Source organism: Alkalihalobacillus alcalophilus ATCC 27647 = CGMCC 1.3604 (genome assembly GCF_000292245.2).
GTDB lineage: Bacteria > Bacillota > Bacilli > Bacillales > Bacillaceae_D > Alkalihalobacillus > Alkalihalobacillus alcalophilus.
In genome coordinates this window covers 111,404-134,220 of the sequence record NZ_ALPT02000001.1, presented here as the reverse complement: position 1 = coordinate 134,220, position 22,817 = coordinate 111,404, and the positions used below count along the sequence as shown (strand labels likewise).

Genomic DNA, 22,817 nt, shown 5'->3' with positions numbered 1-22,817 from the left:
TTCGTCTGAGTGAAGACAAAGAGCGTCTTCATCAGCTGTTCTTATTTTTTCTCGCTTCTGGGCAAACAGGCTACGCTTTATACTTAATCCAGCTACGCCTGTTAGAAGCTCGAGAAAAATCGGTTCGTCTGAGTGAAGACAAAGAGCGTCTTCATCAGCCGCCCCTAATTTTTTCTCGCTTCTGAGCGAACAGGCTTCGCTTTATACTTAATCTAGCTGCGTCCGTTAGAAGCTCGAGAAAAATCGGTCCACCTTATAAAGTCAAAGAGCGACTTTAACGTTGGCCCTGTATTTTTTCTCGCTTCTGAGCAAACGGACTACGCTTTATACTAAGGGAGGTATTTGATGAGACTTTATACGAGAACTGGTGATGAAGGAAAAACGGGTGTGATTGGTGGACGTGTTGATAAAGATGATATTCGAATTGAGGCATATGGAACGATTGATGAACTAAATGCGTTCGTATCATTAGCGGTGGCAAAAATGGAAGCACCTTTATTAGCTGATATTCGTGCTGATTTTTTGATCATTCAACATGAACTTTTTGATTGTGGGGGTGATTTAGCGATTGTCAAAAAAGATAAAGAACCTCCGTATAAAACAAAACAAGAAATGATTGACCAATTAGAAGTGAAAATTGATCAATATATGGAGGAAGCTCCACCATTACAAAAATTTATTTTGCCTGGAGGTTCAGAATTAGCTGCTCTTATTCATATTTGTCGAACGATTACAAGAAGAGCGGAAAGGCAGATCGCTTCCTTACAAAAACAAGAAGACATTCATCCGTTAGTATTTAAGTATATGAATCGTTTGTCGGACTTTTTCTTCGTAGTGGCACGAGCGGTTAACGCTCGTTTAGCTATCCAGGATGTCGAGTATGAAAGAAGTGCAATCGTTTTTCGAGAAACCAAAAGAGAGGAACATTGAAATAAACCACTTCAGCTTAAAGGACAATTGACACAGGGCGTGATTTTAGGGAGCAGTAAATAAAGCTCCACACATGGCTATCCACTATCCTTTTAATAAAAACGGTGAAATTTCACTTATTTGTGAAACTTCACCGTTTTTTTTTCTTCTTCCTTTTTTGCATTAGACTTACGTTGTTTTCATATAATGCTCTGTGGTTATAAATGGAGGGGAGTCATTTTGAAGAAAACAATTGTTTTATCATCATTTTTATTACTAGTTGGTTGTACGAATGGGGTGCAGGAGCAGGAAGAGATAAGCTCATTTGTGGTCGCTCTTCATCCGAGCAGCGTACCGACTAATCATATCGAAAAAAAGGACGTTATTTGGGAACTTGTTTTATTTGATACTTATAATAATGAGCAACATAAGATTAATCTAAATGATTATGGTTATATGAACAACCGGAATCAAGCTCTTAATCAAGAACAGTTAGAAGATCTTGCAAGCACATTTGCACAATCGATTGATACACCTTTACAAAATGCTAGTTTAGCAGAAGATGGCACCATTATTCCAGGCCAAAATAGAGTGATTTTATCGGAAAAAGAATTAGTAGAGCTAATTATGGATCTGGAGAGAGGTCATGAGGAATTACAAATGCCCATCTATGTGACGGAGCCAAATGTAAAAGAAGAAGATGTGATTGGAATTGATGAATTAGTAATCGGGGAATATAAAACGTATTTTGATGCGAATGTAAGTGGGCGAACGGTAAATATTGAGTTATCAGCCGAGGCGATCGACCGTGTTATATTAGGTCCAGGTGATTCGTTTTCTTTTAATTTAGTGGTTGGTGAACGAACAGTAGATAGAGGGTATCAAGAAGCAATGGAAATTGTTAATCAAGAATTTGTAATGGGGATAGGTGGTGGGATATGCCAAACATCATCGACTTTATTCAATGCCATTGATGATGCCGGTTTAGAAATTGTCGAACGATACACTCATTCAAGGGAAATTGGATATGTACCACCAGGACGAGACGCAACCGTTTCATGGGGAGGGCCTGATTTTAAATTTAAAAATCCATATCCCTATCCAGTCATATTAAAAACAGTAGTTGAAAATGGTTCAATTACTGTTCAGGTTTTAACAAATGAAGAAAATCATTTATAAAAAGATCTTTTATTAGTATGAAGCTAAGCAATGAGAACTCCCTTCTCATTGCTTAGCTTTTTTAAATAAAAAAAGTAGACCGGTCATAATAAGTTGTATAATTCCTTTTCATGAAAATCATACTAACTGAGAGGATTAGAATGTTTAAATTGGAGGGAGACTAATGTTATTAAGATGGATGAAAGAAAAGATTAAGTATAACGAAAAGACAGAATCCATTGATGATGTCGTTAATAGTTTAAAATCCTCCGATGATTTTGTGCAATTCCACCATCAAATAAATCAACATGAGTATAGGATTTCTTATTTTAGTACTTTAATTGATCCAGATCGAGTTATAAGGGATTTTCTCCCTTATTTGAATAAAGCTGAATCAAATGATTTAGCTATAGTGATAAACTCTATTCCAATAAATAAAAAAGAAATGGTGACAAAAGGTTATCATGCTAAAGAAGCATTAATGAGAGGGCAATTATTACTCGAAAGTTTAACAAGTCCAAAACAATATGCTCTATTTGAAGTAAGTATCGCCTCTGATCGAGAAATTTCACAGCCTGAAGTTGAATTTAGTGTAACAGGACCACAAGAATCATTTATTGAAGCGTTAGATACAAACTTAAGCTTAATTCGAAAACGTCTACCAATAGGTGAATTAAAAACAAAAAATTAGTCTTAGGCAAATTAACAAAAACGAAAATAGCTATATTATATGTGGAAGGTATTGTTGATGTAGAGAATTTACGGACGATGCAACAACGACTAGAGGCGATTGATTTTGACCAAATCATTGATTCTGGCAGTATTGCCCAGATGATTTCAGATGACTCATTATCTGTTTTTCCACAATTTGTCAACACGGAAAGGCCAGAACGTGTAGCAGCGGTTTTAGCAGAAGGGAAAGTGGCTTTTATAGCGGATGGTTCTCCTGAGGTTGTGTTTGGCCCAACGACTTTAGTTGAATTCTTTTCATCTTTAGAAGATTATTATTTAGGTTGGCAAGTTGCCTCCTTCACTAGGTTATTACGCTTTTTTGCTGTAACCTTTTCGACATTAGCTTCACCAATTTATGTTGCGGTTTTAACTTATCATTATGAATTAATTCCAAAAGATTTATTAGGGCCGATAATCGGGTCAAGAATTATGATCCCCTTTCCACCTATTATTGAAGCGGTATTTTTAGAATTAACAATTGAATTATTAAGAGAGGCCGGGGCGAGGTTACCAACAAAGGTAGGACAAACGATTGGGATCGTTGGCGGTATTGTAATTGGACAGGCTTCCGTTGAGGCTGGATTAACGAGTAATATCCTGTTAATTATCGTGGCTTTAGCCGCATTAGCTTCGTTTACAACGCCTATTTATCAAATTGGTAATACGATTAGAATTATTCGCTTTCCATTTTTGCTTATGTCCGCTTGGTTTGGCTTAATTGGAATTGGTGCTGCATTGCTTTTTACGATTGTTCATTTATTACATTTGCAATCGCTTGGCCGCCCTTATTTATCACCGATTTATCCGCCGAGATTCGCTGATTGGAAAGATGCTTTTATTCGCTTGCCTTTTAGCTGGATGTCATCAAGGCCGGTTTATTTAAGGGCCCAAAAGAAAAAAGGTTTAATTTTTTTGAAGCAAATAAAAAACATGATATTGATGAGTAGTTAATTGATAAATCTAGCTACACCTGTTAGAAGTTCGAGAAAAATCGCCCATCTGAGTGAAGACAAAAAGCGTCTTCATTAGTTGTTCTTATTTTTTCTCGCTTTTGAGCGAACAGGCTGCGCTTTTTAAAAAAAGGAGCGAAACAATGAGTGGAGAGAAAGTAATAAAAGAAAAATATTTGATTTCACCTTTTTTGTCCTTTTTTATTATCCATGCTATGCAAGTAGGAGTTGGCGTCTTAAGCTTTCAAAGTGAGATCGTTAAAGAAACAGGATATGATGCTTGGATTTCGGTCATTCTTGCTGGCGTATTAGTGAATTTTAGTATCGCTTGTATGTATATTATCTTAAAAAGAGCAGATGGAGATATTATCAAAGTTCATCAAGAGTTATTCGGAAAATGGATCGGTGGGTTTCTTAGTTTGCTCATTGCTACTTTTCTTTTATTTTTAGCGTTAATTATATTAAGAACCTATATTGAAATTGTCCAGGTTTGGGTATTTGAAGATTTACAGAATTGGTGTTTTGCTTTACTGTCGATTCCCTTTTTTTATTATGTTGTTTCAGGAGGCTTTCGAACAGTCGTTGGTTTGGCCTTTTTAAGTATCCTTATCACGTTGCCGATTTACCCTTTATTTTTGATGACATTAGAATTTGCTCAATATAATAACATCGTTCCGGTTTGGAAACATAGTGTATTAGAGGTGATTGAAGGAGCAAAGGTCGCCACGTTTAGTTATAGTGGCTTTGAATTATTACTTGTCTATTTCCCTTTTTTAAAACATAAAGAGTTGAGCCAAAAATGGACACAGTTAGGGGCAGCATTTACAACGCTATTATATACATACATTACGCTCATTTGTTTATTTTTTTATAGTGAAGAACAAATTAATAAAACGATTTGGGCTTTATTAACGTTGTTTAAAGTAATCGAGTTTCCCTTTTTGGAGAGGTTTGAATACATTGGCATAACTGTCTGGATGATTGTGGTCGCTCCAAATATTGCCTTAGCGATTTGGGCAGGGAGCCGTTTAGTCAAACGGGTCTTTAGTTTAAATCAGCGTCATGTTCTCATTGTCATTGTCATTTTGCTATGTGGAGGTGCTGCTTTAATTCCGACCCGATCAGCTATTGATGCAATAGCAAGTGTTTTTAATCAAATTGGTTTTTATTTTGCCTTTGTTTATATTCCTTTTTTAGTGCTCTTACAAACAATTGTTTACAAGTTTAAGAAGGGAGATACAAATGAAACGGCTGGTATGTAGTGTTATCGTTGTCTGTTTGTTTATTTTAACAAGCTGTAATGTTGATTCTGAAGTTATTGATGAACTGTCTATTATCAGGGCTATTGGTTATGATATCGGTTCTGAAGAGAATTTAGTGAAAGTAACGGTTAGTTATCCAACATTCACTGAGCAAGTATCTGAACAGTCCTTAAAACAAGAAGCGTTGCAAGGGGAAGGGGAGACACCTCGTGCCGTTATAAACGACTTGAGTAATCGTTCACAAAAACCATTAGTAACGGGACAGTTACGTGTGGCGTTATTTGGAGAAGAGTTAGCAAATAAAGGGTTAGAGCCTTATGTTTTACCTTTGTATAAAGATCCAACTGTAGGTAATCGTATTTTAATGGCTGTTGTTGAAGAAGATGAAGCATCTGATATTTTAAATGCTGAGGTAGGAACGGGAGAGAAAACGGGTGTCTATATTCCCGACCTTCTTGAGCAAAATCAAGAGAATGGACAAGTTCCAAGAGCAAATCTACATGAATTTCTATTTAGTATGTATAGCGATGCAAGAGATCCGGCGTTACCGATTATAAAAAAAATAGGGGAAAAGGATGTGGAAATAACAGGGCTAGCTTTGTTTGATCGTGATGAACTGAAGACCAAATTAACCTTAGAGCAAAGTTTTTATTTAAAATTAATGAGAAAGCGTTCTAAACATAACTTTCATCTGTTTCATATAGAGGGCATTGATCAAGAAACACCGGTTGTTATAGAAGTTATCAAAAGTAAACTTAATTCAATGTTAGATAAAAGCAAGGGATATCCGCATGTAACCTATACGATAAAGTTAGAATCGGTTATCTATGATACGGGCGGAGATGTGAATTTACGTGAAGCAAAGGATAGAGAAATCATAGAAAATTCGATTGCTAAAACGATCGAATCGAACACTAAAGAGCTTCTTTTATTATGTCAGGAACTTAATATTGACCCGGTTGGTGTCGGTGAATTGTATAGAAGTCATACGAGAAAATGGGATCCTGATGTCTGGAGCAATTCTATTTATCGTACAGTGCAATTTGATGTCAAAGCAGAGGTGGAAATAACTCAAACAGGTGCCGTTGAATAATCAAGCATAAAATGGGTCATGCTGTCATAGGGTAGTGTTAGTCTCATGAATTAACGAAAGAAGGGACTAAAACGGCATGGATATTTAAAGGAGGCTTTTATGCTTGATTTAATGAAAAGAATTGTTATCGCTTTGTCGATCGCTTTATTTATAGGAATTTTATTTTTAGGGACTAATCAAACAGCAAAGGCTGATAGTCCTTTTATAGAAAAATGGCAAGAAAGTTTTGTTTGGCCAACAATTGGAGAGATAACAGATACATATGGTTCAAGAGGTGGGAGACATTTTGGGCTTGATATTGCAGCTCCAGAAGGAACGCCTGTCATTTCGATAGAAGAAGGGGTAGTTACAAAATCGTATTATTCTGATTCCTATGGAAATGTGGTTTTTATTAAACATGAAGAAAGTGATATCGAGACAGTCTATGCTCATTTGCATCAACGTGATGTAGAGGAGGGACAAATCGTACAAGCTAAACAATTGATTGGAACAGTTGGGAATACAGGTCGTTCTCATGGGAATCACCTTCATTTTGAAATGCACCAGGGTGAATGGAATATTGAAAAATCAGCTTCTATTGACCCACTCATCTTTTTGTCTAACGAACCTTCTTCTTTATATGCGGCTTTGGATTATATGGATGACCAAGCGATCCAAACGATGAGTCGTTATATTGATGAAGATTTATTGGAGGAAGAGAGGGAGGTAGAAGATGAAAAGGAAAATTTAGAAATTGAGTTAGAAAAAGAAGACTATACGGATGCAATGGCAATGGTCGAAGAAACAGTGGCTTCAGTTTTAGAAAAAATAAACGCTCAATTAGAAGAACTAAAAACAGAGAAAAACGAGGGAGTTAGTAAGACTGCTAGTGAAAGTCAGTCTGCTAATTTAGGAATGGAAAGAGAGGCGAGCGTATTAACGGATGATGAACAAACCACATCAGAACCATTACAATTCACTCATGAAATCGTGATCGAAAAAGATGATACCTTATGGGCGATTGCGACTAAATATCATGTAAGCGTTGAAGAAATTAAAGAATGGAATGAGCGGACTAGCGATTTACTGCAAATTGGTGAGACGATTATTGTTCATGAGCAACTAGAAGAAGAGCCAAGCCATATTGTCAAGCAAGGAGAAAATTTATATCAGCTTGCCAAGGAGTATCACCTTTCTGTTTCTGACTTAAAGGAGTTCAACCAATTAGAAGGGGACGTTATACATCCAGGTTTGAAGTTGTTATTGCATGGCGGAAAATTCTGAATGAAATGTTGTACTATGTAGAATATAGTCGTTCTATGGTAGAATAGAACTAAATATTTGACATGGAGAATGACTATGGATAGGGATCAATCGTTTGTGAGCACAACTTTATTAAAATTATTGAATGAGCAAACGGATTTATCCGGTACTCAAATTGACTTAATTGATGGTTTTCTGTTTATGTTGAAGAAAATTAAAAGACATAAAACGATTCGTCTTATTAATGAAAAGGAAATTCATCCACGCTTTTGGCGTTCACATAATCGAGCATTTGGTTATGAAACAAAAAATCATATTAATGAGCGTGAATTTCGATTATTGTATGAGTTTTATTTAAATGTGGCTTTTAAAGAGGGTTTTGTTGAAGGAAAACGAGAATATATACAAGTGACGGAAAAAGGACTTGTTTATTTACAAAGAAGGAAAGAGGAACAATTGGAACTTTTATTTCAATATATTTGGGGGTAAACAAAAGGACAAAACAATTTGCTTCTATTTTTGGAATAGAGTCTCGTCGTTTATCGCTGTTGCTCTCTTCCATGCAAAAAAAGCCTGTCGACCGTCTCTGGAAATGAGACGATGTCGATAGGCTGGGGTACTTATTCCCATCTTTACGCTTCGATTTTATTAGCAAATATAATTTCGTCAATATTTGCTAAAGCTTCAATTAATGAATCTGTTACAGGCTTGTCGACAGTGAGCATCATAATGGCTTCTCCGCCTTCTTCTTTACGACCTACTTGCATCGTCGCAATATTAACATTATGTTCAGCAAGTAACTGTCCCATACGGCCGATAACACCTGGACGGTCGTTATGCTGAATATAAAGGATATGCCCGTTCGGTACAAAATCAACATTAAACCCATTGACATTGACAATTCTTGCCCCGTACTCTTTTATATACGTACCTTGAATCTCAAAACGACGATCTTCTCCATGAACGATGGCATGGATCAAATTAGAATAACCATAAGATTTTGTTACATGCTTTTCACCAAAACTAATCCCTCTTTCTTTGGCAATCAATGAGGCATTAACATCATTAACCGCAGCATCTACACGCGGTTGCAAAAAGCCTGCAATTAAACTTCGAGTTGTCACTGTTGTTTCTAAATTAGTGACGGTCCCACTATAAAACACTTCAATTTCTTTTACTGGTGTTTTCATGACTTGTGAAAGAAATGTTCCCATTTTTTTCGATAAATCATAAAAAGGTTTGACCTTTATATATATTTCTTTTGATAAGGCTGGAAGGTTAATTGAATTTTTTGCTGGTTCACCTTCTAAGAAATTCAAAACTTCTTCTGACACTTGAGAAGCAACATTTAGTTGTGCTTCTACGGTAGAAGCAGCAATATGCGGTGTTGTAATGACATTTTCAAAATCAATTAATTCTCGATCAGTGGCCGGTTCTTCTTCAAATACATCTAACGCAGCACCGGCAATATGGCCGTTCGCTAAATAATGTTTGAGAGCCTGTTCATCAATAATTCCACCACGAGCACAGTTGATTAAAAAGACACCTTGTTTTGTTTTGCCGATATTTTTCATTCCTAAAAGTCCTTTTGTTTCTTTTGTTAAGGGGGTATGGACAGTAATAATATCAGCTTTTTCTAATAACTCATCTAAGGATGCTTTAGTGACGCCAATTTTTTCGGCCCGTTCTTTTGTTAAAAAAGGATCAAAGACGAGTAAAGGCATTTCAAACGCCTTAGCTCTTTGGGCGATTTGAGTTCCGATTCGGCCAAATCCAACGATTCCAAGTGTTTTGCCACGTAGTTCTGAGCCTTGGAATGATTTACGGTCCCAGTTGCCACTTTTGATCGAAGCATTCGCTTGGGGAATCTTTCGAAGCAAGGAGCAAATCATCGCAAAAGTATGCTCAGCTGTTGAGATTGTATTTCCGTCAGGAGCGTTTACAACGACAACCCCGCGTTTAGTCGCCGCATCTAAATCAATATTATCGACACCAACCCCTGCCCGGGCTACAATTTTTAAGTTTGGCATTTGATCGAGTAATTCACCTGTTACTTTAGTTGCACTTCGAACGAGTAGAGCATCAAAGGGTGTTAAATCTAAAACATGGTCGACGTTTTGTTGGACACATTCAACCCGATCACTTTTTAATAAAGGTAATAAACCTTCTTCACTCATGGAATCAGATACTAAAATATGGTATTTTGTTTGTGTTTCCACCTTTTTTACTTTTTCAGCCACTGCTTGATCACTCATTTCTCTACACTCCTTTTTGATTTTACTGTAACGCTTTGCTGTGGTATAGTCAATTCTCTTTTTTCTGAAAAGACAAAATAAAATGAAAGCGTTACACAAAAAAACTTCCGCCCCTCACGGTATGTGAGGGGCGGAAGGTATTAACCGCGGTACCACCCTCGTTTATGCACAGCTGTGCATCTTAGAGACTACTTTAGTCAAAAGATAACGGATTATCCGGATGTGCCTACTTATAAAGGCATTCAACACATCAACTCAGAAGGGCTATCCAAAATGGCTCAAACTAGTTTGCACCGACCACTAGCTCTCTACAATTGAACCGATTTTTTCATTCTTCATCAAAGTTTTTAATGATTGCTAATTGTTAGATAATTTATCATATGAATAATGATCTGTCAATTAGCATTTTTTAATTACTCAACTTTCGCAGCGTATAATGGACCCTTAACCGTTGATAGAGATTGACTTTAGGGCGATACAATACTCAAATTGATTTTACATGGACGGTTCAATCGTTGACAGTTTGAACACATCTCTTAGTAGGCTGTTGAAGGAAACTGTGCACTAAAATGAAGAGCTTGGGTGGTCGCTACCAAACAGAAACCAGACATGGGAGTGATTTATGTTCTACTTGTTTCAGACCCTTCGGCTATCGCTCCCAAACAGACACTCCGCGTCCTGCAGGAACCTCATGAGCCTCCTCAGCACGCTTGCGGGGTCTCATTGGACGGTTTATTCCTGCGGGAGTCTCCGTGTCTGTTTGTCCGCTTGATAATAGAATCGAATCTAGGTTCGGGGTTCCTCATGGAATAAAAAATAGTCATTACTTCAACGTACAAGAGCTTGAGAATGATTTTTCTTCAATGACTCAGTCCGTTACAGTTGTAAACAAATCCCTGTTGATACTCTGTACGTTAGCTAGACTAGCGAGCTTGTTTCGATTGGAATCATGTCTTTTCATAACTAACAAAGTAAAGAAGAAGGTCCTTCTGCGTTAGAAATAGCTGATTTGGGCATGGCGATATCATCAAGCATCTCCACGACACTTAGCGGACAAAATCATACGGAGACTCCCGTGGGAATAAACCGTGGAGCGAGACCCTGCAAGGCTTGCCGAGGAGGCTCGCCAGGTTCCCACAGGACGCGGAGTATGGTTTTGGGAGCGATAGCCGAAGCGCATTGTACATTGTCTATTTTTTCTTAATGCACAGTTTATCCGTTTGGTGTGAAAGTACGTTCTCGCTTTTCTAACGTGTCAAAGGCATTTGTTTAAGAGCTCCTATTCGTTCTGCCAACTAGTTGAACGGTTTTTCTCGATGCGAAAGTTGAGTTAATTAGAAATCTTTTACTTAATTTCTTATTCGATTCATACTTATGAATGAAGGGGGAATGTCGAATGAATTATGTTGTTAAACAAGGGGATACCATTTCAAAAGTGGCATTAGCATTTCAAATAAGACCATTTGATTTGCTCTTAAATAATCCAACTATTTTGAATGAAAAAAGTTATCTTCGTCCTGGCTTAATTTTAAAGATTCCACCGTTCCAAACGAATGAGCACGATCCATTTCACCTTGAAACAGAATATGGACCTTCTGATTTAGAAAAAGATGTTTTGAAATTAGAGAACTTAGGTGTAAAAGTAGGGGAATGTGGTCGATCCGTGATGGGAAAATCACTTTATCAGTTTGAAATTGGTACAGGTGAAAAAGAAGTCTTTTATTCAGGAGGATGGCATGCGAATGAGGCTCATACGTCAAAGTTTCTTATTCATTTTTTGTTTACATTAGCAGAGGCAAATAAGAAGAAAAAGCGGTTATATAATTATTCTGTTAGTCAGTTGTTAAAAGAAGTGACGTTAACAGTCGTACCAATGGTAAATCCTGATGGAATTGAACTGGTTGAGCAAGGCATATATGAGGAACATCCTTATTACAAAATGATTAACGAAATAAATAAAGGACAAAAAAGATTTGAGCATTGGTCGAGCAATATTCGCGGTGTCGACTTGAATCACCAATGGCCAGCAGGTTGGGAAATTGAAGCAAAGGAAAGCCCACAAAAACCGTGGTCAAGACATTATAGTGGAATAGCTCCTTTGACAGAGCCAGAGGCGATTGCTGTTTATGAATTGACGATGCAAAAAGAGTTTGCTTATGTATTAGCCTTCCATTCGCAAGGGCAAGTTATTTATTGGGGATACCGTGGTTATGAACCACCTGAAAGTGAACAAATGGTTGAGAAACTCTCATTAGCTAGCTCATATACACCCATTCATACAGCAGATAGTGACGGAGGTTATAAGGATTGGTTTATTCTAGAGAAGGGTAGACCGGGCTTTACGATTGAAGTAGGAAATGGAATGAACCCACTTCCAAACGACGCTTTTGCAGAAATATGGTCCAATAATATTTTATTAGCATTAGAAGGATTGATCCTCTAAGGGTATGATAGGTGAAGACTCTTGCTACAATTGACATTCAAGGCTAAAATAAGAGAGGAATGATAGTGGGAATCGATTATCGCGATATCGATTTATTTGGAGGAGAATTATGTCAACGAGTCATATAAAGCCAAAAAAGATCTATGAAATTATTGCAGAACAACTAACATTACAAATAAAAAACGAACAATTAAAACCTGGTGAACGGCTGGCCTCTGTTCCACAGTTAGCAGAACAATACCAAGTAGGACGCTCAGCGATTCGTGAAGCGTTAAGTGCTTTAAAGGCTGTTGGGTTAATAGAAATTAAACAAGGTGAAGGGACTTTTGTTAAAGAGATCGATCATAATTTAGCCAAAGCCGTTTTGCCTTCTGTTGAATGGATGAGAAAAGAAGATTTAAGAGAACTATTTGAAATTAGAAAAATGGTAGAGACCGGAGCTGCCAAAATTGCGGCAACAAAACGAACTGAAGATGATATCATTTCTTTAGAACAAGTACTAGCGGAGATGGAGCAAAATCTAGATGATGGTAAGTTAGGGGAATTAGCTGATATTAAATTCCATAAATGTGTTGTGAATGCAACCAAAAATGAAATGCTTAAAAATTTTCTTGAGACCGTTTCTGAAACAATGAAAACAGCCATGAAAGAAGCACGAGAAAAGTTTCTATATAGTGATAAAGAAATGCTCCATTCTTTATATAAAGAGCATTACGAAATTTACTTAGCCATAAAAGAACAAAACCCAGAATTAGCATATGAAAAAATGCTGAATCATATCGTCGGTGTAGAAAATAACCTATTTTCGGAATAAATTAGTTGGAAAGCAGGAAGTAGTGTCTGCTTTCCTTTTTTATATAGAGAATTAAAGGAGCTTTAGATGAGAAAGGAATTAAGATAGTGTTTGAATTATTGATGATTTTTATGATTGTTTTTGTTGGTAGTTTTATTCAAGGTGTTAGTGGTTTTGGGTTCGGTTTGATTGCGATGGGATTGTTGCCGTATTTATTTACTTTAAAAGATAGTACCTTATTAGTCATGGCTTTAACCGTCTTTTTAACGTTACGTATTTTAATCAGTCATTATCGTGCATTAGATTTAAAAGGGTTAATGCTTATATTAATGGCAGCGATTGTGGGGAGAGTCGGTGGTTTTTTTGTGTTAACAAACTTTGGAGAGCTTGATATATTAAAAAGTTGGCTTGGCTTTGTCCTACTCGCTATGGTGGTCTATATGCTATTGAATAAAAAACCTCAAAAGGTAAATCAACAGCCTTCGAAAATTTTAACCGTTACTTTAGGAGTAGTTGGTGGGTTTGTAGGAGGGGTATTTGCTGTTGGTGGTCCTTTTTTTGTTTTTTATTTCTTAATGGTGTATGCAGATAAATTAAAATACAATGCAAATTTACAAGCTGTATTTTTTGTGACAAGTATACTAACGGTTACAGCTCATGGATTTAACGGTGATTTCCATTCTTCCTTTTTTGTCTATTTTGCAGTAGGACTTGTAGCTGTTTTATTAGGAGTAAGTTTAGGTATTCGTTCCTTTTCAAAACTACCTGCGAACACGATTCGTTATGTGGCGATGATCATCGTAGCTTGCTCCGCACTTAATCTGATGTTTTTTTCTTAACTGAAAAAGAGGATGATACGTAGAACACCAGTCATCGCCGTCCACTACCGTTCTATACATATAATGAAAGCCGGTGACATTTTACAACGAGTAAAATGTCACCGGCTTTTCAGAGCAGAGGTTGGCTTTGTCCCAATCCCTTTTTTATTTAGACTAGTCGCATCCAGTGTTTACCTATTCAAATTTAAGTGGGTCACCTTCAAAGGACTCATCCGCTACTTTAATTGAATCTGTCGGACAGCCTTCTAAAGCATCGATCATATCTTCTTCTAATTCATCTGGAACTTCTGTTACCCCTTTGTTATCATCCAATATAACAAAAGCAATTCCCTCATCATCATAATCATAAATATCAGGGGCTGCAGCACCACATGCGCCACAAGCGATGCATGTATCTTGATCAACAATTGTAAATTTAGCCATTAGGTAAAACCCTCCATTTTAATTATCAATAATCAGTCTCTCTAAAGGGTATGACATTTTCTTAAGGTACAATGTCTTCTGAAGTAGACTGTTTTTTTTGTCTTCATCTATTTTAAAGCCAAATGTAAAACTTTTCAACAGCTTGATCTCACAAAAGAAAATATTCTCATAAAACTCATTCAATAAGTCGAAAGAAATTTCAACATTTTTTTATAAAATAGGACGTTTTTCTCAGGTTTCTTTGATAAAATAAGAGCAAGTTCATATGACTAGGAGGAGGCTATGCTATGGTAAAATTGTCTGCTTTGATTTCCTTAATCGTAATTTGGAAATGCCGAGGTCAAAGAAGTGTAATGGGTATATACCATATCCTCCAAGGAAAAAAATCAGCTCAAACGATACAAGATGTTCATTTATTTAAAGTGCGACGTTTTTTTGGCATCCTCTCTTTTTTATCCAAACAACAATTTGAGGTGTTAACGACTACTTTAATAAATGAAGGTTATATAATAGAAAATGATAACGAGACAATAATTGTGACAACGAAAGGAAAAGAATGGATCGAACAGGAGCAAAAAAATAGACCTTTTTTAGCAGATTATCATGGCTGGACTTATTATCAAATCGATCGTCTTTTTTGGTTGAGACTTATTTTATTCAGTCAATCCTTAACATCCCTTAAAAATAAAGCCTCCTTTATTCCAGTTGTTTCAGATTGGGCTGTGCAAAGTTTTGTTAAAAAGCGCTTAATTTCCCTTAAGCAGCCGTTAGACAACACTTTGCAACAGCTTTACCAAGAGCTTTTGGCGATTTTAAAAGTATGCTCAAAGGAGCAAGCGAGCCTATTTGTATTACAAATAACAAGTGCAGAGAAGATTGGTTATACAATCAATCAAGCGGCTGAGATTTTATTAATCGATCGTGAGGATGCAAAATTGCTTCATTTAGCAACTCTTCATAAAGTATTAACCGTTTTAACAGAACAGAGTGAGTCGAGCCGATTTCCCTTACTAGCTTCACTGATTGCTGATCAAAACCAGGACAACCACTTAACAAGCTCTACGAAAAAAACAAAGGAATGGCTCGAAATGGGTTTTACGATCGATGAAATTAGTAAAAGAAGACAATTAAAAATAACGACAATACAAGATCATATTGTCGAGCTTGCTCATATTGAAAAGGACTTTTCGGTTCAGGCTTTTATAAATCAACAAAGCTGGAACTTAATCAACGAAGCAATCAATGAAACAGCTTCTATAAAGTTGAAGGAGATCAAAAGAAAACTTCCTGAGACTATTGATTATTTTATGATTCGTTTAGTTTTAGCACGAAGGGAACGAGAGCATGAATTTAGTTGATTCTTTAAAAAAATGGTTCGGCTATGATAGCTTTAGGCCTGGTCAAAAAGAAATCATTGCAACAGTTTTAGCTAAACAAGATGTTATTGCAATGTTACCAACTGGAGCGGGTAAATCGATTTGTTATCAGTTACCTGCTTTATTAAACAAAGGAACGACGATTATCGTATCCCCACTTTTATCATTGATGGAGGATCAAGTTCAGCAATTGAAAAAAAACGGAATTAAAAAGGTTGTAGCACTAAATAGCTTTTTATCTTTTGCGGAAAAAAAACATCTTATTGAACGCCTGCATGACTATAAAATGATTTATTTAGCTCCAGAAATGTTTCAAAATAAAGCGATTATGAACCAATTAAAGCAAATGAAGATCGATCTATTTGTTATTGATGAAGCTCATTGCATTTCACAGTGGGGGCACGACTTTAGACCGGATTATATTCGTTTACAAGATGTAAGAAAGGCTCTTCATCATCCGCCGACATTGGCGATTACTGCGACTGCTACAAAGGAAATCAGAAATGATATCAAAGAGCTTTTAGCTTTGACAGACGTCGTGGAACATATCCATTCAGTTGAACGAGGAAATATTGCTTTTCGACTCGAGAAATTTTTGCATACGGATGATAAGCTTAAACGACTATTGGAGTTAGTCGAACGGTTAGAAGGACCAGGTATGATTTATTTTTCAAGTCGATTATGGACGGAAAAGGTCAGTTATTTATTAAAGAAACAACATCAAAAAGTGAGTCATTATCACGGGGGGATGTCCAATGAAGAAAGGCTGCTTATACAGCAGCAGTTTTTGAATGGACAATTATCACTTATTTGTTGTACAAGTGCTTTTGGAATGGGAATTAATAAAAAAGATATCCGTTATATTATTCATTTCCATTATCCAACGGAATTGGAGTCTTATTTACAAGAGATTGGCCGAGCTGGAAGGGACGGAAAAGATAGCATCGCCTATTTATTAGCGAGTTCTGAAGACCATCAATTAGCCAATAATTTAATTACGTTGGAACAGTTGCAACCTGATCAAATTGAAGGAATTATAAAAAGCGTGGCAAAATTAGAAACTCTTTCACAAGAGCACTGGTTGAATATTTTGGCAACATATGAATGTTCAGAAACAAGTGGAAAAATTCTTTTATATCACTTTGAAACATATCGTTTTCTGATCGAGGGAAAGGTACAAAAAATGCCTTTAAATTCTTTAAAAGAAGAAATTGTTCGGATTTTTGATTCGAGACAGAATGTAAGAAAAAAGAAGTTGAATACGTTCGAACTTTGGATGAATACTCAAAATTGTCGGCGGAAAGAAATGCTTGCTTTTTTTGATGAGTTTAAAGAAAAGTCGATTGATTATTGTTGTGATCGATGTGGATTTGAACAAGAGCACTATTTTTTAAAAGAGCAATCGCTACCACAAGAAGAGCCGTTTAAGTGGGAAAAGGAGTTAGCTCAAAAACTATTACAAGTAGGTTTATAAAATGGAGAAGCAGGCAGTATTAGTAAAAGATTTAACGGTAAGAGAAATTGTTGTGAGTGTTTACTTTACTCAGTTGTTTCTTCTTTTTCTTGCAACGGTTCTCAGTTTCTTTTTATTTAATCAGTTTTCAGATTGGCTTTTATTATTTAAGTGGGATATAAAAGCAATTTTTGGTTTAGGGTTTATTGTGGTTGTGATTGCTGTCGTTTTGAATGTAGGCCTCTCTTTTCTTTTTAGCAAAGAGGCTATGGATGATGGTGGGATTAATGAAAAGTTGTTTAAGGGCATAACGATTCCACAAATGATTGTTTTATGCTTAGTGATTTCATTAGCAGAAGAGTTGTTTTTTAGAGGGGTGCTCCAGACGACATTTGGATTAGTCGTGGCCAGCCTTGTATTTGCTGGTTTGCACTTTCGTTATTTAAGAAAGCCTGTCTTATTTTTGGGAGTTGTAGTCCTTAGTTTTTTAATCGGGCTTGTTTATATGTGGACTGGTAATTTGTGGGTGACGATTTTTATTCATTTTTTAATTGATTTAGCATTAGGTTTGATTATCAAATTTGAGCTAATAAAAGGGGGAACATCATAATGGAAAAGTCACGTGCGGCTCGTAAATATGTAGGTCAATTATCGGAAGAAGAATTAGAAGTTGAGTATGATTATAATGTTGAGCTAATTGAAGAACCAAAAGAACTCCCACCACGAAGCAATAAACATCAGAAAAAAAGAGCAGTGAGAAAACGAATAATGAGTTTTAGGCTCTTGTTAGTGCGCGTATTGTTATTGTTGTTTATTATATTAATAGCATCTGTCCTCATCTACCCATCATGGTTTGAACAACTTTTTCAAGATTTGTTCTAAAATGGTTCGTCCTCTCATATTTACAAATAGGGAGGGCTTTATTATGAAAAGAGATTCCACAAATTCTGAGGTACCTGCTTTTTTTGATGAGATGTTACAAGAATTAATTAAAAGGAAGAAAAAACTTGATAAAATGGAAAAATCACTTAAAATATGGTCGATATTTGTTCTGAGTGCATTAGCAATTATTTCGGTGATTGCCCTTTATTCATTTCTATTTGGACGTTTAAGAACAGGGTTTTCTTATCACCAATTATTACAGATGGATTCCTCAACGATTTTTTTGATTCTTTTGCTCGTAACGGGCATTTTTCAAGTTAGATATTTTCAAAAAAAGGAGAAAAAAGCTGAAAAAGAATTTGAAGAGCTTCGTTTTGAAATGATTGACAAAAGTCCGGAGATTTGGAACGATGATATTCAATGGAAAAAAAGGCATCGTTTTTTTAAGGCGATTGAAAAAAGGCATGATATTAACCTGTTTTATAAGTGAAAGCATCTTCTACATGAATAGAAGATGCTTTCTATCATTGTAAAAGAAATTGGCTGGACGAGTGGACGTTGTTAAAGTGGGTAAAAGATCAAGCGACTAGGAAGCGGATAAAAAATTAAGCACTTAAATGGCGAATTCCAAAAAAGAGATTTGTATCGCGGCGATAAAGTTTGCCACAAATTCTAATAAAATCTTCATTAAAATCTTGAATTTGACCGAACGCAATGGTTTCACTGTTTTTGGAACAATATACTTCAATGGGCAGACCAAATTGTTGACTAAAGATTAAATCAGCATTTGTGCATAAAGATTTATCCGTTAACTTTAATAAGTTCATGCTGTTCCCCTCCATTCTGATTTATTGTATGCAGTGAACGAGTAACATCTCAACAAGTCGTACTTAATTATGAAAGCGTTTTCTAACCCTCTTAAGTTTTAGTATACGTCTTTTATTTTGATTTTTCAATCAATTTGTTGGATTTTCTAACCTTTTTTAATTTTGTTATTTTTACATAAAAATGAGAATCGCTGGCTCATTTATAAGAAAGGAAGGAAAGCTTGTTTTAAAAATTGTCACATTTTGACGGCCGCTTGTCACAAAGAACATGCTATAATTTTCTGTAGAAAAGCTATTTTAATAGATAGGGAGTGTTGATTCATGACATTAGTTCAACTTACAGCAGTGTTAGGAATCGGTTTGTTGGCAATGGTTGTAGCAGTTGCAATGGCCTACTATATGTTAAAACTTTCTCAGTTAACAGATTAATAATGTAATGAATCAAGCTGGTATCCTGTCGGGTGTCAGCTTTTTTACGTTTGTCTATCGATTTATAAATCATTCATTGTTTCATTTTTCGAAAAATATCGTTTTCTTTTTTAGTTAGAAGAGTAAAATAAAAGAAAACGAGTTTAGAAGGTGTTAAGATGATTGAACGAGTGTTAGCTTTCTTAGAACAACATGAAGAGGAAATGATTGAAATTAGGCGAGAGCTTCATCAATATCCAGAATTGTCCTTCGAAGAGGTCGAGACACCGAAAAAAATTGCTACATATTTAAAAGATTTAGGTGTGGAAGTAAAAACAGGTGTTGGTGGACGTGGGGTTGTTGGTTATATTCGTGGGGCAAAGCCAGGTAAAACGGTTGCTCTCAGGGCTGATTTTGATGCTTTGCCAATCCAGGAGGAGACGGGACTTTCATTTGCTTCTAAAACGCCAGGTGTAATGCATGCTTGTGGTCACGATGGTCATACAGCAAGTCTTTTATTAGTCGCTAAAGCATTGATGAAATACAAAGATGAATTGGAAGGAACGATCGTCTTGATTCATCAGTTTGCAGAGGAATTAGCACCAGGTGGAGCGATTCAAATGATTGAGGATGGTTGTTTAGAAGGCGTTGATGTCATTTATGGTACTCATTTATGGTCGCCTTTTGAAGTTGGTGAAATTGGTTATACACCAGGTCCGGCGATGGCTGCTGCTGATCGGTTTGAAATCGATATTCAAGGAAAAGGTGGACATGGAGCTGCTCCACATGAAACGGTTGATGCCATTATGGTCGCTAGCTCTGTTGTGCAATCATTGCAACAAATTGTGAGCCGAAATGTTGATCCCTTAAAGGCGGCGGTTGTCACGGTGGCTTCATTTCACGCTGGTGGGCCCTTTAATGTCATTTCTGACACGGCCAAATTAGTGGGAACGGTTCGTACCTTTGATTTGGATTTGCAAGATTATATTATTGAACGAATGGAGCAAGTGACTAAAGGGATTTGTGAGGCGATGGGAGCAAGCTATACTTATTTATATAAAAAAGGTTATCCTGCACTCGTAAATGACCCTTATGAAACGAGTGAATTTGCTCGTATCCAAACGGCTAGTTTTCCAGAACAAAGGTTTTTTCAAATGGAGCCTGTAATGGGTGGCGAGGATTTTTCTTATTATTTACAACATGTTCCAGGGACATTCTTTTTTACAGGGGCCGGAAATAAGGAAAAAGGGATTAATTATCCACATCATCATCCTAAATTTGATATTGATGAGGCGGCACTTTTAACGGCAGCTAAATTATTGGCCTCATCAGCCTTAACTTACTTATCAAGAAAGAAATCAAAGGTAGGAAGTACTTTATAACTGGAAGAGGGTAAGTCAGTAATTAGGACTCACCCTTTTCTTTATGTTTGAATAAAAAAATGAAACGTATTAGACTTAACGAGCGTTACATAGAGGAATAATCTTTTTTATCCTCTTCATAACTGTTTAGTCGTTGATGTAGGAGGTCATTAGTTCTGATGGAAGAAGAATGGTTAGCTCTTGCGAAAAAAGGTGATGAAGATGCCTTTCACCACTTAATCAAAACCCATTTAAAAACAGTTGAAAAGTTTTGCTATCAACTTGGTGTGTCACATGCCCAAATAGATGATGTCACCCAAGAGGTATTTATTAAAGTGTATCGATTTTTGCCCAAGCATACACATGGTAAGTTTACGACATGGTTGTATTCGTTAACTTTAAATGTAGTTCGTGATATTTATCGTCATGAGCAAAGGCAAAAACGAAAAATAAAGCAATTAAACGAAGAGCAAGGTGCGACTGTTTACTTAGAGAAACATTTTGATGAAGAAGCAAGGGAATTACATTACTATATTCAAGATTTAGATTCTAAATATAAAGTTCCGATTATCTTACATTATTTTCATGATTTAAGTTATTACGAAATTGCCGATGTGTTGAATGTAAGTGAGGGAGCAGTAAAATCAAGGATGTTACGTGCGAAAAAAAAACTAAAGGAAAAGTATAAAAAAGTAGGTGAACAGATATGAGTTTGGAGCCTTTTGAACAAAAGATGAAAAACTTAAAAAACAATATGATGAGCTTCCATCTCAAAATTCAGCTGATCAAATTATGGAAAGATAAAAAAGGAGGAAGGCGAAGAAGGACGATTTCAAAGGAAAGGAAACCCTTATTGGAGATGGGCTTCTATTTGTGCGGGAATTCTTTTGTTTCTCGGGATCGGTTATATATTTACCCAAATGACGAGTGATCATCAACTATCATCTTCCGATTCATCTGAAAGTGAGGAATTTGAAAGGGCTGTTAGCGAAGATGCAGAACAAGTTGAGGTTGAGTTATTCCAGTCAGAACCAGATATGGAAAATAGAGCGGACGACTCATATGAAGAACGAGATAGTGAACTTGTTGAAATTCAATCCGGACAAATGCATTTTTGGACAGAGGTTCCGGTGGCTGTTACGATGTCAGTTGAACGGGAATCTGTTTCTTTTCATCATACAGAAACGAATGAACAGCCATTTCTTAAAATAGAAGAAGTGAGTGATGAAGAATCATTATCAAGATTTTTGAACGATTTTGCTGTCAATAATCAATTAGTCGAAATCGATTTGGAAGTCCCACTCTATTTTTCTTCGGAACGACAATTTGAACAAAGATATTTTGAAAATGGAGACGATTTAATATATCTTATAGTGGAAAGAAAAGGCGATTTTTCAATTGTGTATGTCATAATCGATTATGTGAGTACAGGAGAACCAATTATTGAATATAGTCAATGGATTATTGAAAATATGCATTGGGTTGAATCATAATTTTTCCTAAAGAATGGAATCTTATGAGAGGTAACGATAAACTCCCATCTTCACGTCTGCTGAGGATGGGAGTTTATCATTCCTATATCGTATTAGGAGGAGAACGAAATGAAGAAAACACTATTAACATTAATTGGATTAGGAGCTTCGGCAACCTTAGCTTATATGTATTACGAAGCGAACCAAAATCGTGTCTTAAAACAACGACTTTCATTTAAAGATTTACCAAGTTCTTTTGATGGGTATAAAATATTTTTTATTTCAGATGTCCATCGTCGTCAACTTGATTCGAAAATGATTGATGCCTTAAAAGGTGAATGTGATCTTGTCATTATTGGCGGTGACTTTGTTGAAAGTACGGTTCCAATGGCACGAGTTGAGGAGAATATCTTAAAATTAAAACAGTTAGCTGATGTTTATTTTGTTTGGGGTAACAATGATGTAGAAGTAGATGTGAGAAAACTGACGGAATTGTTTGATAAGTATAATGTTCATGTCTTAAAAAATGAACAGGTGAAAATACAAAAGGGAACTGCGGAAATCGTTTTGTTTGGTGTGGATGAGTTGGACAAGCCGATTGATCATTTAGAGGTCTATAGTCAACTTTCTGCAGAGGCTTTTACGATTTTAATTAGCCATTTTCCGATCGTAGAATCTTATTTGCCAAATGAGCACCCATTTTCATTACTTTTGTCTGGGCATACACATGGGGGGCAAATTCGTTTATTTGGTTTAGCACTGGAAAAATTGGGAACGATTAAAACGGACGGGTCTTTAACTACCCTTATTAGCAACGGTTACGGAACATCGATTTTACCATTAAGGCTCGGAGCTAAAAGCGAAACTCATTTGTTAGAGCTCAAAAAAAGCGATTAGGAACACCTTTGTTTACACATGATTTATGTTTCGCTATACTTT

22 protein-coding genes, 1 pseudogene and 1 other annotated feature are annotated in these 22,817 nt (G+C 36.2%); of the genes and pseudogenes, 20 read left to right on the top strand and 3 right to left on the bottom strand.

Annotated elements, in window-relative coordinates; genetic code table 11:
• The 8 genes and pseudogenes from BALCAV_RS22610 to BALCAV_RS00605 form a co-directional block, all read left to right on the top strand.
• Positions 1-185, top strand: a 185-nt coding sequence (locus BALCAV_RS22610; protein WP_235213052.1) for a hypothetical protein, incomplete at its 5' end; no start/stop codon positions are given.
• A gap of 160 nt (positions 186-345) precedes the next feature.
• Complete coding sequence (locus tag BALCAV_RS00635) at positions 346-930, top strand: cob(I)yrinic acid a,c-diamide adenosyltransferase (RefSeq protein ID WP_003324810.1); 585 nt, start codon at positions 346-348, stop codon at positions 928-930.
• Between the two features lie 219 nt (positions 931-1,149).
• Positions 1,150-2,088 (top strand): VanW family protein, encoded by a 939-nt coding sequence (locus tag BALCAV_RS00630; protein WP_003324809.1) that lies wholly within the window; start codon positions 1,150-1,152, stop codon positions 2,086-2,088.
• 163 nt (positions 2,089-2,251) lie between these two features.
• A pseudogene (locus BALCAV_RS23310) lies at positions 2,252-3,750 on the top strand (spore germination protein).
• 142 nt (positions 3,751-3,892) lie between these two features.
• A complete protein-coding gene (locus BALCAV_RS00620) occupies positions 3,893-5,011 on the top strand; it encodes a GerAB/ArcD/ProY family transporter (protein ID WP_003324300.1) in 1,119 nt (372 codons plus the stop codon).
• Entirely contained in the window at positions 4,992-6,104 is a 1,113-nt protein-coding gene (locus BALCAV_RS00615; RefSeq protein WP_003324298.1) for a Ger(x)C family spore germination protein, read from the top strand. Before BALCAV_RS00620 ends, BALCAV_RS00615 begins: the two co-directional genes overlap by 20 nt.
• A 99-nt stretch (positions 6,105-6,203) precedes the next feature.
• Entirely contained in the window at positions 6,204-7,367 is a 1,164-nt protein-coding gene (locus BALCAV_RS20985) for a M23 family metallopeptidase (RefSeq protein ID WP_003324297.1), read from the top strand.
• Positions 7,368-7,442: 75 nt separating this feature from the next.
• Entirely contained in the window at positions 7,443-7,835 is a 393-nt protein-coding gene (locus BALCAV_RS00605; RefSeq protein ID WP_003324296.1) for a hypothetical protein, read from the top strand.
• Positions 7,836-7,978: 143 nt separating this feature from the next.
• On the opposite strand, the gene serA is transcribed toward BALCAV_RS00605, so the two are convergent.
• On the bottom strand, positions 7,979-9,601 hold the full coding sequence (gene serA / locus BALCAV_RS00600; RefSeq protein ID WP_003324295.1) for a phosphoglycerate dehydrogenase: 1,623 nt from the start codon (positions 9,599-9,601) through the stop codon (positions 7,979-7,981).
• Between the two features lie 123 nt (positions 9,602-9,724).
• Positions 9,725-9,952 (bottom strand) — a binding site (T-box leader).
• Positions 9,953-10,997: 1,045 nt separating this feature from the next.
• Here serA and BALCAV_RS00595 point away from each other — a divergent pair.
• The 3 genes from BALCAV_RS00595 (at position 10,998) to BALCAV_RS00585 (ending at position 13,676) form a co-directional block, all read left to right on the top strand.
• A complete protein-coding gene (locus BALCAV_RS00595; RefSeq protein WP_003320441.1) occupies positions 10,998-12,044 on the top strand; it encodes a M14 family metallopeptidase in 1,047 nt (348 codons plus the stop codon).
• 109 nt (positions 12,045-12,153) lie between these two features.
• The gene (locus BALCAV_RS00590) at positions 12,154-12,858 is read left to right on the top strand and encodes a FadR/GntR family transcriptional regulator (protein WP_003320440.1); all 705 of its coding nucleotides are present in this window, start codon (positions 12,154-12,156) and stop codon (positions 12,856-12,858) included.
• An 86-nt stretch (positions 12,859-12,944) separates the two neighbouring features.
• Positions 12,945-13,676 carry a sulfite exporter TauE/SafE family protein gene (locus tag BALCAV_RS00585; protein ID WP_003320439.1) on the top strand — a complete coding sequence of 244 codons (732 nt, stop codon included), beginning with the start codon at positions 12,945-12,947 and terminating at the stop codon, positions 13,674-13,676.
• 174 nt (positions 13,677-13,850) lie between these two features.
• Here the strand turns inward: BALCAV_RS00585 and BALCAV_RS00580 are convergent, their stop codons facing one another.
• Positions 13,851-14,099, bottom strand: coding sequence for a ferredoxin (locus BALCAV_RS00580; protein WP_003322436.1), 249 nt, complete (start codon positions 14,097-14,099; stop codon positions 13,851-13,853).
• Between the two features lie 287 nt (positions 14,100-14,386).
• Between BALCAV_RS00580 and BALCAV_RS00575 the strand changes: the two genes are divergently transcribed.
• Genes BALCAV_RS00575 through BALCAV_RS20980 form a run of 5 tightly spaced genes read left to right on the top strand, consistent with a single transcriptional unit; the run spans position 14,387 to position 18,300 of the window.
• Entirely contained in the window at positions 14,387-15,457 is a 1,071-nt protein-coding gene (locus tag BALCAV_RS00575) for a YpbB family protein (RefSeq protein WP_003322435.1), read from the top strand.
• Positions 15,444-16,949: a RecQ family ATP-dependent DNA helicase gene (locus BALCAV_RS00570; protein WP_003322434.1), complete on the top strand. Its 1,506-nt coding sequence runs from the start codon at positions 15,444-15,446 to the stop codon at positions 16,947-16,949. The genes BALCAV_RS00575 and BALCAV_RS00570 overlap by 14 nt, the downstream gene beginning before the upstream one ends.
• 1 nt (position 16,950) lies before the next feature.
• Complete coding sequence (locus BALCAV_RS00565; protein ID WP_003322433.1) at positions 16,951-17,538, top strand: CPBP family intramembrane glutamic endopeptidase; 588 nt, start codon at positions 16,951-16,953, stop codon at positions 17,536-17,538.
• On the top strand, positions 17,538-17,810 hold the full coding sequence (locus tag BALCAV_RS00560) for a hypothetical protein (RefSeq protein WP_003322432.1): 273 nt from the start codon (positions 17,538-17,540) through the stop codon (positions 17,808-17,810). Before BALCAV_RS00565 ends, BALCAV_RS00560 begins: the two co-directional genes overlap by 1 nt.
• 43 nt (positions 17,811-17,853) lie before the next feature.
• A complete protein-coding gene (locus tag BALCAV_RS20980) occupies positions 17,854-18,300 on the top strand; it encodes a DUF2663 family protein (protein ID WP_003322431.1) in 447 nt (148 codons plus the stop codon).
• A 115-nt stretch (positions 18,301-18,415) separates the two neighbouring features.
• On the opposite strand, the gene BALCAV_RS00550 is transcribed toward BALCAV_RS20980, so the two are convergent.
• Positions 18,416-18,637: a hypothetical protein gene (locus BALCAV_RS00550; protein ID WP_003322430.1), complete on the bottom strand. Its 222-nt coding sequence runs from the start codon at positions 18,635-18,637 to the stop codon at positions 18,416-18,418.
• Positions 18,638-19,224: 587 nt separating this feature from the next.
• On the opposite strand from BALCAV_RS00550, the gene BALCAV_RS00545 reads away from it, so the two are divergent.
• The 4 genes from BALCAV_RS00545 to BALCAV_RS00525 all read left to right on the top strand — a co-directional run bounded on the left by BALCAV_RS00545 (position 19,225) and on the right by BALCAV_RS00525 (position 22,775).
• Positions 19,225-20,427 carry an amidohydrolase gene (locus BALCAV_RS00545; protein ID WP_003322429.1) on the top strand — a complete coding sequence of 401 codons (1,203 nt, stop codon included), beginning with the start codon at positions 19,225-19,227 and terminating at the stop codon, positions 20,425-20,427.
• 158 nt (positions 20,428-20,585) lie between these two features.
• The gene (locus BALCAV_RS00540; protein WP_003322428.1) at positions 20,586-21,116 is read left to right on the top strand and encodes an RNA polymerase sigma factor; all 531 of its coding nucleotides are present in this window, start codon (positions 20,586-20,588) and stop codon (positions 21,114-21,116) included.
• A 177-nt stretch (positions 21,117-21,293) separates the two neighbouring features.
• Positions 21,294-21,899, top strand: coding sequence for a hypothetical protein (locus BALCAV_RS00530; protein WP_152563022.1), 606 nt, complete (start codon positions 21,294-21,296; stop codon positions 21,897-21,899).
• Positions 21,900-22,007: 108 nt separating this feature from the next.
• Entirely contained in the window at positions 22,008-22,775 is a 768-nt protein-coding gene (locus tag BALCAV_RS00525; protein ID WP_003322425.1) for a metallophosphoesterase, read from the top strand.
• Positions 22,776-22,817 lie beyond the last annotated feature (42 nt).